Here is a 14,442-nt window from a genome sequence, read left to right on the forward strand (position 1 = left end):
ACATATCGATGTCTTGGAAAGTGATGACAAACCCTTTCGAGGTCTGCATTACATACCCCTCTTATTTTTTCAATTGGACAGTACAGATGCAGCCGCAAAAATTTTTGAATGAGGGTATAGATTTAGGTGCATTCCTCACCGGTTCCATTGCATCCCTTAGTATTCGGAGACTTAGCGACAAACGCCCAGATGCTATTGTTTTTACTGCAGCGGATAACAGTAGGTTGGTTGTACAAAGCTATGTGCAAGATGTGGTCGACATAGAAAGTGATTTAGAAATTGGTATCTTAACTTTTTCAAAAAACGTGGAAAAATTGAAGGACGAAGAGGTTTTAAATCTTCCGCCCATCCTCAATGCACCTAGAGAAATCAAAAAAATTATTACTTATGAAAATGACACCTGCTTCGAAGTTGGCTTCCAACTTTACACGGAAAATTTTTTGCCATTAATAGTCCTGTCGGGATTTGTAGGCCGACTAGCAGTTTTCGGGTGCGGTAGAGGTAGTTTAGATTGTGTACCTGAATTTGGAGCCGAACATTACGAATTGATTCCATGGTTATAGCGTCTGCTTTGGGTGCAAAAGCGGACACAAACATGCAAAGGCTTTCCTTCGGCAATCGCCCCACTTGCGGACGTTTAAGTAGTGCCGTAGCGTATTCAGAAATGAGAAGTGTGATACGTCCTGTTTGGTTATTACCGATTGCAATTGCCGTCGCAGCCTGTGCTACGGAGACGACAGCGGTTGGAGAACAGCAAGTGGAAACCCTTTATATGTTTGCCGGTAGTGGTGGGGCTATGGCTTACAGTATCGACGAGTTAGGTACGAACCTTCCCCAACAATATGCTCCATGGCGTTTTCGCCAAGAAGTCTCGACAAATGGACCGACCTTTAAGGCGGGAGCGGACAAAAGGGCACTACAGGAAGTCAAGGCTAAAGGGTTTTCGGTTATGATCTTTTCTGCGACCATTAAAGTCGCGACACCTCAGGACGAATGACCGGCTTTCATCCAGTTGTGGTCCTCCAAAATTGTCAAAGTCAGCGTCCGCTTTCGGGATGTAGCAGCCACTAAGCAAGTGTCCGCTTTGGGCGCAAAAGCGGGCATTAACAGTTGGTCTGCTAAGCTATTATGTAATAGCTAAAACCGCCGCAATATCGCTAAACCCATAGTAGCCGATCGCTTTTTGTTGACGAGAGGGCTAATCCGCACTCTTTTGCTGAGCCGCGTATATCTGGCGAAACCGAAAATCATGGTTTTGTCGCCCAATGCATAACCCAGTTCTGTTTCAGCGAAATAGTTAAAGGACCCACGTGGCGAGAATTCCGGTAAATCGGCGCGGGCTTCTTCCGGCCGGACACCGAATAGATGTGCGTTCAGTTTTTGTCCTGAAAAGATGTGCCGCCCCCTATGTCAATTGCAAAGCGGCCAAATTCCTGTTCCAAGCCAATTTTTGCCATTACTTCGTAACCATTATGGATGTCCGTCACATCATGCTGAAATTGCGCTTCTGCATATAGATTGCCCAACGCTAGCTTCGCGCTTGCACCAACTTCCAAAGCCGTCTTTCTCTCTATTCCTTCAAATAAGGGGGATTCATCCGGATCCGCAAAAGACCATCGCGGTTCTGCCAGAACAGTAATTTCAAGATTATCAGTATTGAAAAAACTATAGGTCACGCCGTCCACACCGATATGAGCATTTTCCCAGTCAAAGGCGATATACGGGACAGGGTTGATATCGGGTGTTTCGACACCTTCATATGGGGAAAATTCGGTAATCACTCCGCCGCCCAATGTGAACCCTTCAGATTGCCCGAACCCGTTAAACTCGGCTTGAGCAATCTGAGAGATAGAGAGCAGGGAAAGGGTTGTAATCACTGTGATATATTTGCGCATTGCGGTCTCCGTCGTTTAATATTTGATCTTGAGACAGGCAGATGGCGCGACGGAGTTGATCCTTCATCTTTTCATGTGGAGAGGGACAAAAGCCATGTCTTCGCCGTCATAGATGGACAAGGGGCATCAAAAATATCTTGTAACTACAGCGCCGCTGGCATCTACGGATGTTCAGGACGCAGGAGACTAAAGTGAGCAATTTACAAACACTGGCTTTGGTTCTGACTGTGATTGCGCTGGCGCAATCTCTGCTATCCGCCAATATACTTGCGATGCGTAAAGCCAATCCGGATGTACGCGCACCGCTGATCATTTTTTTCCTGGCCAATGCCGTAACCGAACTATCTTCGGTTCCCGCCGCCTTTCAAATTGACAACCGCGCCATCGAACATGCGATTAACCTTTCAGGAATTCCGGCAACATTGCTCTTGGCGCCAGCCATCTGGAAATATGTTGTGGCACTAACATCGGAAGAACCGGTCGAACTAAACTGGAAAGACAGCTTCCATCTTGTGCCTTTCATACTCGGTATCGGCGTGTGTATCGCAATGGCCGGTTTCTCCTCTGCGGTGATAGAGCAGATTATCGGCGACGGCTCAGCCACGGATTCCCAAGCGGTTGTGATTGCAACCGTTCTCCTTGTCGGCATCGCGCTAATTTATATGGGACAGTTAATTGGATATATATTCCCGATATTTTTCCGGTTGCTGAAATATTGGAAGCGGTTGAAAGATCTCTATGCCAGCACCCATAACCGGCAATTGACCTGGGTTTTGTGGATGCTTGGGCTTTTGCTGACAAACGTCCTTTGGGGACTCTACAGCACGTTCTTCGAAGCCCCCGGCAATATCGAGATCGTGGGCGAACTTGCCAATGTTGCTCTAATATGGACGCTATCTATTTGGGGTCTGCGCCAGCTGCCGGGTCTCAGGCAAAATGGGAATAACATAGAAGAAAGTGGAGATTATCGCGGAGCATCGCCGGAAACCAAGAGCGAAAAACAAAAATATGACAGGTCTGCGCTATCGCAAGAACAGATTGAGCGCATCGCGAGCAAAATTGATCATGCTATGCAAATGGACAAGCTTCACATGAATCCCAATCTGTCCTTACGGGATCTTTCTAGCCATATCTCGGCTCACCCTAACTACGTATCGCAAACGCTCAATGGCGAGCTGAACGACACGTTCTTTGACTATGTCAACCGATGGCGGATCAAGGAAGCGATGCCGTTGTTGCGGGAAAGCAATGAGCAAGTGACCAACATTGCCTATGACGTCGGCTTCAATTCCAGATCGTCATTTTACAATGCTTTTAAAAAGGAAACCGGGCAAACGCCTTCACAATATCGATCACTTAAAACCCAGTCATAGTTTGTGATAGGATTGCGAAGGCGTTTCTTATGTTGCCATTGCCAAAATATTTAGTGGTTCTGCCTGATATGCGTGATTAGCGTTTTGACGGCCTCAATATGGCTTTGTGTCAGGTTTTCAGGGTCAAAGACTGTGATAGGGAGATCCGGTTTTATACCTCTGCCTTCCCATTTCTTTCCATCAGCATCTGTGTAGACTTCATTCGATAACGACAGTTTCCAGCCATTGGGAAGACTTTTGTCCAAAACATCAGACAGTGCCCCACGGGTCGCCTGCCCGGCATGGGTGGCATTGGGCAATACGCGCAAAGCCATGGTCAGAATCTCGCCTCCACTTACAGTGGCATTGGATGTCAGCACATAGACGGGGCCAGTAAAACCTGTTGTACTATAAGGTTCTACATATTGCTTATGAGGCTCTGCGTTGAGGCGATCAGCAGCATATTTCGAATATATAAACCTTTTTTTATCCGCAAAGCGACCAGCAATTTTGCGGCTTATAAAATCATATCCGCCTAAATTTGTACTCAGATCGATTATGACCGCTTTGGCGCCGGCCTTGTCAAACTTGGCCAGAGCTTTGTCCATAATTTTATCAAGGGCCGCAAGGTCGCGGCGTTCATTAAGTAAATCCCCATTCCCAAAGCCGGCAACCGTTAGAAATCCGATATACGCGATATCTTCGGTGGGCATTCCATATTGAATAAAAAAACCTGCAGCCAATTCACCGTCGCCATTGAGAATTTTTTCACCGACCCCTTCCAACCAATATTTTTTCAAGAAAGCATCGCTCTTTCCCTTTCTGTCCGTTCCTTCCGCTTTGGCACGCTGGCTTAACGTATCTGTAATAATACCTCTATTGGGCCCATATATCTTTTTCTCGCCGTCAATTGTGGCAGACAGAGACAAATGCCCGTCTTTCATCGGCTGCATAAGATCCTTCATGATCGCAAATAGGTCCGCATCACTCGTATCATCACTAACAAGCGGTCGTTTTTCGGCCACAGCGGACGCCCAGTCGACATTATACAAATCAAAAAACGCGTAGTGCGTCTCGAAATAGCTTACAAAGGCTTCGAAATTCTCCTGCGGAGTATTTGGGGTCAGTTTATCACAAACCGCAGGCAAGTTTGAAATGCGCTGAAGAGAAATCGCGTAGTCCTCTAGCGTCGTCCGGAACAAGGCCGTTTGTTTGTCTGGTGAGACATCAGGAGGTGTATCTTGCAGATAGTGCTTTATCTGTTCTGCTTTCTCGGTTGATCGAACACAGACCCGATCTGTGACGTCGTATAATGTCACATTTTTTGAATCAGTCTCGACAACATATCCATATCCCTCTGACTGCCATATTCCATGTAGATCGGTTTGGCTCGCGAGCTTAACCTTCTTGGCTTCAATGCCCTGCACGCCGGCTCCACAAGACAATAGAAATGTAGCGGCCATTAATGTGCGTGTGATATTCTTCGTCATCTATCGAATTCCTTTTGGGATGTTATCGTTTGAAAATTCTGTGCCAGATCAATTCACGGCGCGCTTTAGGCGCGAATGGATACGGGTTTCTTTCTCGGTAAATTTTTGCATCATCGCTGAACCAGAGACATTGAGCTCGAAGCGGCTGACATATGTCCTGCCATCGGCGGTTCGCGCGCAGCTGGCGCTCAACACAAAGGTTTTGATGCGGGCGATAAAGGCCGGTTTGAAAGATTTGGGCGCTTTTAGACCAAATTTCAGAATGGCTGGTTTGGTTTTATGCACGACAACCGAACCAACCAGATTGCGCATTATTTTCGCATCATCAGCATCGCCCGGCTCTGGCAAAGGAACAAAGCGATATGTTGCCGTTTTGTCAGTTTGACTGATCAGCTTTGCGCTTTGATATGGAATGCGTTTGGCAAAACTGTGGCACCAAAATGCTTTGCCAGCATCCTTATCAACGTCGGCCAGCGCGCGTTTCTCGTCTTTACCCCATTCAGATTTTGCCGGGGAGAGGACGGTTATGCGTTGGCCCCTCGCTCGACTGGGGTTGACCCGTGCTGTTGCCCGAAATTCCGGCGACATATATTGCAGTTGATAAGAATAGACTGGTCCATTTGTTTGCGCGGCCAAAGCATCCTTTAGATAATTCTGGGCGGCTAGCGGCTGCGTTCCGGTCAACGCTGCCAACATCAATAGTCCTGAGCCGATATGCTGCATGTCTTACCCTTTCTTTTGTTCGATGAGACGGTGGTAACTACACCCGTGCAGTCGGACATCTTCGCATGATGGGCAGGACACCGGAACTGAAGGGGGTTGTCCTTGCTGTCATGGACGGACATCAAAAAATCAAAAGTTTTGTTATATATGCTTTCGTCCATCGACTGAACGGGAATATTCGCGAGAACATCCATTTGCCCAAGGAGATATATGAATGATCAAATTGCCATATTATGCCGCTTTGGCCTCTCTAGTATTAATCCCGGCATGCGCCTTGAAGGCATCCAGTGCATCGAGTGGGAACCCTCCGCACGTCCTTTCCAGCGACTGGCAGACTCTTGATACGGCTCCCTATAGCGGAAAGCGCGATGACATTAGTTTCTCCTCACCAACTCATGGCTGGTATGGCACTGGCAAGGGAGACCTTTATGCAACGACAGACGGCGGAGACAATTGGGATCTTGTTGCCAGTCGTCCGGGTACCTTCATTCGGGCGGTCGGTTTTATCAGTAATACGAGCGGCTATATTGGCAATGTCGGAACCGACTATTATCCGGGTGTTACAGACGAAACTCCCCTCTATCGTACAGATGATGGTGGCATAAACTGGACACCAGTTGATTTGGGGGACACCACCATAAAGGGTGTGTGCGCTATCGATATTTTAAAGACGGATCGGATATATCAAGGTGTCAAACAGCCTCGAACCGTCATTCACGCCGCGGGCCGCGTGGGCGGTCCGACAGGTATTTTACGGTCAGTTGATGGTGGTGCCAATTGGACCGTTATCGATATGACCGATCATGCAGGTATGATATTGGACGTGAAGTTTTTTAGCGAGAATGTCGGAATGGTTTTTGCCAGCAGTTTGGAGGCTGACGAAAACCATGGACTGATTTTGTCAACACAAGACGGCGGCAAAAACTGGAAAGAGGTCTATCGCGGTAGTCGAAAAGGCGAGCTGATCTGGAAAGCGTCTTTCCCAACCCGTCAAACGGGCTATGCGACAGTGCAGAGCTATGACCAGACACGTGAGCAGCAATTGCTTATCAAAACAACTGACGGTGGCCGGAATTGGAGCGAAATACCGCTGACCTTGAATGCCAAGGCGCGTCAGTTCGGAATTGGATTTATCGATGAAAAGCGCGGTTGGGTGGGGACAATGGCAGGCGGCTTTTACACCGATGATGGCGGTGCCAGCTTTCAGTCGGTTCCAATTGCCAAAGCAGCGAATAAATTCAAGATCGTAAAGACTGAATTGGGCGCAGATATATATGCGATCGGAACGCAGGTTCAGCGTCTGAAACTATTCGCAAATGGTAACGGGGGGTTGAAATGATAAGTCGCCAATTCAATGGTCTTTTTCTAACGTTGGTCGCATTGACAATCACAAGCGGTAGCGAGCTTTTGGCATCTCCCTCATCAAAATTTGAAAAACAAGTAACAGCGCGCGGACCTGACGGCAATTTGGCTGGAACCTTAATTGAGACGGATGGCACAGGTCCCCTGATACTTATCATACCGGGATCTGGGCCGACTGATCGCGATGGCAACAGTCCTCTTGGGATAAAGGCGTCAAGCTATCGCTTGCTGGCAGAGGCGCTGCAAAAGAAAAACATCGCGACGCTTCGGATTGATAAGCGCGGCATGTTTGGTAGCAGCGCTGCTGTGCCTGATCCCAACAACGTTACTCTAGGCGAATATGCCGATGACGTGTTGACGTGGGCTGACGCCATGAAAAAACGAACAGGGCGCAATTGTATTTGGCTCCTTGGGCATTCGGAGGGCGGATTGGTTGCGCTCAATGCTGCGCGAGATGAGGCTAAAATCTGTGGACTGATCCTAGTTGGAGCCCCCGGTCGAAAAATGGGAGATATCCTGCGAGAACAGCTAAAGGCTAATCCCGCGAACGCCCCCTTACTGCCGCAAGCAATGAGTGCAATTAATAGCATAGAAGATGGAAAGCGGGTCGATACATCCCAGCTTCATCCAGCGCTAAAAGGGTTGTTTGATCCCGCTGTGCAAGGGTTTTTAATCGATATGTTTGCAACTGATCCAGCGTCGAAAATCAAGACCTTGAATCAGCCCATATTAATCTTGCAAGGAAACAAAGATATTCAAGTGTCCATGCAAGATGCAGAAAGATTGGCCTCTTCAAATAGGAATGCCAAATTGGTCGTAATCGAAAACATGAACCATGTGCTCAAAGAGATAGAGACGGCCGATAGGCAGAAACAAATGGCCAGTTATCAAGATGAAACAGCGCCGGTGAACGAGATATTGGTCGATGCCGTTGCTGATTTCTTGGATAAGGCCACATGTTTCAAAAAAGGTGACACATAAAGCTAAGGGTTGGTTTCCAGTGCCGAATCTAGTGTCCGCTTTCGGGATATAGCAGCCACAAGGCTTGTGTCCGCTATGGGCGCAAAAGCGGACTCCATATCCAAATGATTTACTAGCCCCAATTGTTGCATTCCCTGACACTGATCTCACGACAATAAATCATCTTTGACCATGTCAAAGTGCCAGGGTTCATCCTTTAATTTGAGCACTGCTGCCATTCGATTTTCAACGTTCATCTTTTGCAAAATCGAGGAAACGTGATGCTCAATTGTTCTTGGTGATCTGGACAGGGTTTCAGCGATCTCTCCATTGCTCAGACCTTGGCCAAGGAGTTTCAAAACGACTTGCTCTTTGGCCGTCAGGCCCAGCGAATTTTGGCGCGCGGCGTTGTAGGGACCGCGTGGAATTTTTAATCTGTCGCGTCCAATGCCTCTTGTTTCTGCCGCATCAATCAAGCGCGCGACGGCCGCATCTGCCTTCTGTTCCCGTAAGCTTGTGAGTGCCTTAGAAACAAGGGACGGTTTTGCGCTCAAACCATAGCAAATATTAGCAAGATAATTGGCGCCGGCATCGGCAAATTTATCGCCAGCTTTCTCATAATGTCCATCAACGGCATCATCAAAAGAAGTGATTGGACTGTTAAAAGACAAGCCTGTTGGCCGGCCCAGCAACTTAGCCCAAAAAGCATATTCGCCCTTAGTCCAAACGCTGAAGCGTTCTATATCAATTTTGCCAAGAGCAAACATTGCATCATCGACAACGGCTGCGGCACCAGACAGCCAAGCTTTCTCCAGAAATCCTAATAAAATGGGTATTTGATATTGTACTTCACCTGTTTCCAGTGCGTCATGCCGGGCTTGTTCGAGTGTTTTGATCGCTTCTTTATCGGCTAAGCGCAGCTGCGCGCGCGCCAACATTATCCGCGCTGGTAAACGCATCAAAAGCGTCTGCCCTTCCGTCTCAATAACCTCTTGGGCAATCGAAACAGCTTCTTCCAATCGCCCCTGTTCCAGTCGCAATTGAACCTTACGGCCGAGCAGATAGTAGGTCCAAGAATCCAAATCATGTTTGGTGTCAAACGCGACACCATCTGTGATAGTTTTTTCCGCCAATTCCAAATCTCGGATATCAACAGCATATTCCGACAAGTTGGTATAAACCCGCGCCGCATCTTCATGCAGGTTTTTGGAAATAGCTAAGGACAGGCTCTGTTGCAGATCATCAATCCCGGTTTTGTCTCCAAGAAACAATTTTGCAGTACCGACGTTGTTGAGAGCATGCACCCGCACTTCTGACGCTTCTGTTTCACCTGCCTTTGTCAATGCGCGTTCGCCCCAAGAAATTGCCTCTTCCATATGGCTATTCAGCATCATCATTTGTGATCGCATAGAATAGGCAAGGGCCAATTTACCATCATCCTGCAATTGTTCGAACAACTTGACCGCTTCATCAAGATACCGATTGGCTTGTGCTGACTCACCACGGTACCAATGAAGCCGCGACAATGATCGCAAATTTTCCGCTATTTTGTCGCTACGGCCAATCGCACGCCAAAGCGTAAGAGCGTGTCGAGTAGCCTCCAAAACGCGATCATCAATTTGGTTTGAAATGCTGGATTCATATGCCCAGGCTTCATAGATTTCTGCTGCTTCTTGGGTGTCGGCTATATCAATATATTGAAGCGCTGCCTCCAGATAACCCGCGGCCTCTCTGTGCGCCCCAAGCCGAGCGGCATTTTCTGCTGCAGCGGACGCATAGCGCATTATTGCCGCGGCATCTGCGGCACCTTTTGCATGATGCATAAGCTCTGCAAAACTGTATTTCTCGGGAGATCGCAACAAGATATCGAGATGCCTTTTGTGCAGGCCACGCAGCTCAATGGAAGAGAAACGGGACGCTGTGGCTCGCCTCGCCAATTCATGCCGAAAGCGCAACTTGCCGTCAGACTCTTCTTGCAGAATGCCCACACTCAGCGATGCTGCAATCCAGCGCTCACTATTTTCCATTTCACTGCAATGCAGTTCAGGAGCAATCGGAACGGCAATTATACTCAACTGCTCTAACATGAGCCTGTGCGCTTCTTCCAAGCGCGATAAGCGACTGTTTACAGCGTCTTGTACAGACTCTGGAACACGCCGATTTTTGTCGGAACCATCGGCCAATATCTCGGAAACAAAAAAAGGATTGCCGCCGGTAATCTGCATCAAGCTTGCCGGGTCCACATCACCGCTCGCCATTTCCTTAACCGATTTCATAGATAGCGGCTTCAAGCCAATGCGATGCAGCCGATCGTTGGGTAGATCCCCCAATATTCTGGTCAATGGGTGATCTCGGCCCAGTTCATCGTCCCGGTAAGTTATGATGAAAAGGATAGGACATAACGTAATCCTGCGCCCGAGGAACCGGATGAAATCCAGCGTGCCATTGTCGGCCCAGTGGACGTCTTCAATAATCAGAACCATCGGAGCAGAAAGGTTTGAAAAATAGGAAAGCAATCTAGGGAAAAGCTCGATTCCGGCTTCCAGTCGCCGGTCTGTTTCCAGATCAGGCAACATTTCTAGAATATCATGCAAAGGCCCCAGCGGACGGGGCGTAAAAAGCGCGTCACACATTCCCCAGACGCAATCATTTTTGTCATCTATCTGCTGGGTAAATGCCCTTAACAGACTAGATTTGCCGATCCCCGCTTCCCCGCTAATCGTCACGAGTTGTCCGTTCGATTGCGTCACGTTTTCGGCAAGGTTCAAAAGGTGCGCAAGCTCATTATCTCTCTCAAACAACATCGAATGTGCTTACTCCGGTATATGTTCATCATGTCATTTATCAGGGAAAGGCAATTCAAAAATAGGTGTGCAATTTTTCAAAATTGGGTGGCTTCCCCGAAGAAAGGCGCGATAATTTTTTATAGGCAGGATTAGAACTTAAGAAGGATATAGAAAATGTTGAGATCGGTCCAGAAAAGTCAGATTAGAATTTCCGCCGAGCAGAATTCTAGACCGTTCGATTGACAGATCTATCGGAAAACCGCCGCTGTTGGTTGCCAATAACCAGGTCAATGAAAAGCTGACTTACTTAATCATCACTTAGGGTTCGCAAAATCCAAGCGCATCTATCTGCGCGGGCTGCAATGGCGGCCGCCCATCCCAATGTTCGCTTTTGGGATATTGGGGATCGCACAAAAACCTCTGTTTCATTTGTATTGAAGCATGAGGCAATCAACAGGAATTAGGACAATGAAAAAATTTCTTCTGCTTACCTCTTCAGCCTTGATGCTGGTCGCTCCAGCAAATGCTGCGACTACTGTCTATGCCGATGCGACAAACTTTAATGGCGCACTGGGCACATCTGTCGTTGATGACTACGAAAACGCAGGGTATGTCTTCTTTCAGGACGATGCAGCCATGTCTGCTGTAGTGGGCGAAACCCGATATGAAACAACCGGTTCTCCGAATAGTAATATTGTATTCGATGCCGGTGGCAATCAATTATATTGTGCAGGCTGCAATGGGAGCTTTAACCTGTTTTTCGACACAACATCGGTTGGTACCAGCGGCGGAGTGTTCGGAGTGGGCTTTGATTTCTTCAACTCAGAACCCCTCAGAAATTTCGACGCATTGGTAACTTTTGGAGATGGAAGCACCCAGCTTTATGATCTTGCACTTAGCCCGATTTCTCGTCTGGATTTCTTCGGCTTGACTTCGGATCTACTGATAAGTTCTATTGCCTTTGGTCCTGATGGCGAGACAAGTTCGTCAGGATCATTTGGTATTGATAACCTGACAATTGGTAATATGGGTGCTGTTCCGGAGCCAGCGACTTGGGCGTTTATGATATTTGGTTTTGGTGCCGTAGGCGGCGCTCTGAGATCCAACCGGCGTCGACAAACCAAAACAAAAACAACCGTCAGCTACGCTTAATTGCGACCCGTAAGTGTAGCCCTGCACCTCGCTGGAGCAATTCAGCGAGGTGCTTTTATCGCCAGTCCGTGCAAATAGAAGGACATCGCCATGACAAATGTACGCCACCGCAGCACAAACATAAGCAGTTCTCAGAGCGATATCGACAGCCTCAACAAAAGCGCCTTCACCCGGTATGTCGCTGCGCTAAGAAAACAGCATAATGTCCCTGGCGAAGTAAAGATCAAGCGTGAGGCTTTTGAATCACTCCGCGACCTCGAAGCCTTTATGACACATCACAGCAGTGCAGAAACGCAGTCGGGAAGGCCAACCGCAACCACTCGCCGTCGGACCCGTACGACCAAGTCAACGAGTGCCGAGGGCAAAACCGCCATTGCCGCGGCCTTAGCAAAAAAAAAGGCAAAACGGGAAGCCAAGCGCCCTCGCCGGGCTCGTCTAGCTGTGCCAAAGGCCAAGCCCGCACAGTCCCGTAAGACAATCACACCAGCATCGCTTCCGATTTCCAGTCTCATGAAACCGGGACAATATAACGGCGATCCTTGGCGCAACGTTGGCATCAAAGATCTGCCGCGAACTATAGACCCCACCGTCGCCAAGTTTCGGCGACAAAAACGGGGCATTGGTAAATGCACCGGGAACAACCTCAAAGACGTTATGAGAGCTTATTCCAACGCCTATTATTATGCCGAAAGTGCACGTCAAGAGGTCTCAGCCATCCGTCATAGCTCCGATGCTGCATTGCTTTGGCACGCGTCTTACAAATATGAAACGGCTTCGCTCGCTTACTGGTTTGGTGCAGATTACAGCCCGCGCCAGATCAATCGCATGTTAACAAAAATCGAGAGCATTCTAACCGAATGGTCACTTGCCTTTTGCGGCGGCTTTCGGGGGCTTTTACCCGTCTGGATCCGCTGTAAGTCAAAGAACGGAGTCGGAGGAGGCCCTGCGCGCCATCTCGTGGCTAACACGATCGAGCTTTTTCCACTTTATTTCACTATGTCTCCGCAAAAACGCCAGATTACCATGCTACATGAAATGGGCCATCGCAGCACGGCGCTGACCACTCCACGAGACGAGCGGCATGACCTTTGCTCTGGCGGCTGGAACCTACAAAACAACATGTGTTATCGCGATCCCGATGACGTCGACGTCGTGGTCGACGATTCCGGTCAACAAAAGAACCGTATGTTTCAAGCGGGTAACCCGAGGGAACTGGCTATCGCGGCAACCGGCGGCAATTTGGGGGCGCGCAAAACCGCGCTGAACAATATCGACAATTACGTCTGCTATATGTGGAATCGCCACCGAGATCACAAAGTTAGCATGCTCTATATGCTTCCCCCGGGGACAAAAGCTCCACGCCGACCTCCGGGTGAAACAGCCGCGCCTAGCCGTCCCTAGGTCACCGGAGTTTAAACAAAAAGGAAAGGCACGCAGCGCGTTCAGACATCTGCCGCGGATACCTTAAAATTCTAATGTCCGCTTTCGGGATAAAGCAGTCACTCCGCTAATGTCCACTATGGGCGCAAAAGCGGACATTGGGTTGGTATTGCGGATCGCAGCGTATTGCTGCCCTCACATCATGGTCCAGCTAAAAGGTTGGAAAGTAATTTAAAAGGCAGACGCTTGCGGTTTCCGCTACAGGTCGGCGACGATATGCACCAGTTCGGCCTGACGATGGATATTCAGTTTTTCAAAAATGGCTGAAAGGTGACTACGGACTGTGGTTTCGTGGATCTTGAGCCGGTGCGCGGTCGCCTTGCGCCCATCTCCTATTGAAATTTCATAAGCGACCGCTGCTTCCGCTGGAGTCAGGCCATGGGACGAGAGAAGTTTGTCAATGCGGTCCTGTTTCCGGTTGTCGGGCGCCGAAATGCAGATAATTGCGGCCGGGCGATCTATTGCCAGCCAAGACAGAGAAGCCCTTTCAGATTCATCAGCTGGAAGAACATCAAGACGGTATTCAGCCGCATCGGCGCCGATCAGTCGGACTGTGTTTCCACGCTCCCCTGCATTTTGAGTGCCCGCAACGCAGCGTTCAAGGACGCGGTTTGCGGTGCGGATCCGATAATTATTGCCGTCTTTTTGGGCAAGTCCGGCATTTGCCATCTGCGTCAAAGCCTTGCCATGATCGGTCAGCACTCTCCCTTGCCTGTCGACAACCAGATAGCCTGTTCGATTCATCGAACTATTATCGCTGACGTTCGCCAGACTCATTTTGCGGCTAATTTCCGCAGCGCGTTTCAGATGCTCCGCCAATCTGGCGAATTGGTGCCGGGTGGCGGCATCATATTCCTCGCCAACAGGCCTGTAAATCGATGCCACCGCCCGACTGTTCTCTCCGACAAGCAGGTTTACAAATAGCGCCCCTAAACCCATATTTTCGGTTCGCCACCACTCGTTGTATTCTAAACTGTTTTCAAAATTTTCCCGAACATATGGATCATCGAATCCGACAACTTGGCCGGTCGGTACATGGTAACCGGACTGCCATTCGCTGGAATATTGATCGATATTGCGGAGGAAGGTTCGCACACTTTCAGGATCGGTCATGGGCATCAGACCGGACACCGGCTCCAGGCCGTCATACATCAAGAGGGAAATGCTTGACGATCCGGTTGCATCGGCGATGGCCAGCAGCGCTTTTTTCCACCCTGCATTGTCGATTGCTGCTTCGTAAGTGAGCGCTATCGCTCTATCGAATTTGTCTTCTTCCATATTC

Annotated in this window: 11 protein-coding genes and 1 pseudogene; 7 read left to right on the top strand and 5 right to left on the bottom strand. The window is 48.9% G+C overall.

The window, feature by feature from the left end; all coding sequences use genetic code 11:
- Nucleotides 1–86 precede the first annotated feature (86 nt).
- Nucleotides 87–563: a hypothetical protein gene (locus tag ACO6S1_RS00910; protein ID WP_422344491.1), complete on the top strand. Its 477-nt coding sequence runs from the start codon at nucleotides 87–89 to the stop codon at nucleotides 561–563.
- A gap of 32 nt (nucleotides 564–595) precedes the next feature.
- Nucleotides 596–997 carry a hypothetical protein gene (locus tag ACO6S1_RS00915; protein ID WP_422344492.1) on the top strand — a complete coding sequence of 134 codons (402 nt, stop codon included), beginning with the start codon at nucleotides 596–598 and terminating at the stop codon, nucleotides 995–997.
- Between the two features lie 140 nt (nucleotides 998–1,137).
- On the opposite strand, the pseudogene ACO6S1_RS00920 reads toward ACO6S1_RS00915, so the two are convergent.
- Nucleotides 1,138–1,895: pseudogene (locus ACO6S1_RS00920) on the bottom strand (MipA/OmpV family protein).
- A 191-nt stretch (nucleotides 1,896–2,086) separates the two neighbouring features.
- Here ACO6S1_RS00920 and ACO6S1_RS00925 point away from each other — a divergent pair.
- A complete protein-coding gene (locus tag ACO6S1_RS00925) occupies nucleotides 2,087–3,268 on the top strand; it encodes a helix-turn-helix domain-containing protein (protein ID WP_422344493.1) in 1,182 nt (393 codons plus the stop codon).
- A 50-nt stretch (nucleotides 3,269–3,318) separates the two neighbouring features.
- Here ACO6S1_RS00925 and ACO6S1_RS00930 read toward each other — a convergent pair whose 3' ends face one another.
- Both ACO6S1_RS00930 and ACO6S1_RS00935 read right to left on the bottom strand, forming a co-directional pair.
- A complete protein-coding gene (locus tag ACO6S1_RS00930; RefSeq protein ID WP_422344494.1) occupies nucleotides 3,319–4,737 on the bottom strand; it encodes a S41 family peptidase in 1,419 nt (472 codons plus the stop codon).
- A 48-nt stretch (nucleotides 4,738–4,785) separates the two neighbouring features.
- On the bottom strand, nucleotides 4,786–5,460 hold the full coding sequence (locus ACO6S1_RS00935) for a hypothetical protein (RefSeq protein ID WP_422344495.1): 675 nt from the start codon (nucleotides 5,458–5,460) through the stop codon (nucleotides 4,786–4,788).
- A 214-nt stretch (nucleotides 5,461–5,674) separates the two neighbouring features.
- On the opposite strand from ACO6S1_RS00935, the gene ACO6S1_RS00940 reads away from it, so the two are divergent.
- Nucleotides 5,675–6,799, top strand: coding sequence for a WD40/YVTN/BNR-like repeat-containing protein (locus ACO6S1_RS00940; RefSeq protein ID WP_422344496.1), 1,125 nt, complete (start codon nucleotides 5,675–5,677; stop codon nucleotides 6,797–6,799).
- The gene (locus ACO6S1_RS00945; RefSeq protein WP_422344497.1) at nucleotides 6,796–7,803 is read left to right on the top strand and encodes an alpha/beta hydrolase; all 1,008 of its coding nucleotides are present in this window, start codon (nucleotides 6,796–6,798) and stop codon (nucleotides 7,801–7,803) included. The genes ACO6S1_RS00940 and ACO6S1_RS00945 overlap by 4 nt, the downstream gene beginning before the upstream one ends.
- A gap of 146 nt (nucleotides 7,804–7,949) precedes the next feature.
- Here the strand turns inward: ACO6S1_RS00945 and ACO6S1_RS00950 are convergent, their stop codons facing one another.
- A complete protein-coding gene (locus ACO6S1_RS00950) occupies nucleotides 7,950–10,586 on the bottom strand; it encodes an AAA family ATPase (protein ID WP_422344498.1) in 2,637 nt (878 codons plus the stop codon).
- A gap of 450 nt (nucleotides 10,587–11,036) precedes the next feature.
- Between ACO6S1_RS00950 and ACO6S1_RS00955 the strand changes: the two genes are divergently transcribed.
- The gene (locus ACO6S1_RS00955) at nucleotides 11,037–11,720 is read left to right on the top strand and encodes a PEPxxWA-CTERM sorting domain-containing protein (protein ID WP_422344499.1); all 684 of its coding nucleotides are present in this window, start codon (nucleotides 11,037–11,039) and stop codon (nucleotides 11,718–11,720) included.
- Nucleotides 11,721–11,810: 90 nt separating this feature from the next.
- Complete coding sequence (locus tag ACO6S1_RS00960) at nucleotides 11,811–13,121, top strand: hypothetical protein (RefSeq protein WP_422344500.1); 1,311 nt, start codon at nucleotides 11,811–11,813, stop codon at nucleotides 13,119–13,121.
- A 237-nt stretch (nucleotides 13,122–13,358) separates the two neighbouring features.
- Here ACO6S1_RS00960 and ACO6S1_RS00965 read toward each other — a convergent pair whose 3' ends face one another.
- Nucleotides 13,359–14,438, bottom strand: a complete 1,080-nt coding sequence (locus ACO6S1_RS00965; protein ID WP_422344501.1) for a helix-turn-helix transcriptional regulator — start codon at nucleotides 14,436–14,438, stop codon at nucleotides 13,359–13,361.
- Between the last annotated feature and the right edge of the window lie 4 nt (nucleotides 14,439–14,442).

The sequence above is a fragment of the Parasphingorhabdus sp. genome, from assembly GCF_965233695.1.
Classification (GTDB): domain Bacteria; phylum Pseudomonadota; class Alphaproteobacteria; order Sphingomonadales; family Sphingomonadaceae; genus Parasphingorhabdus.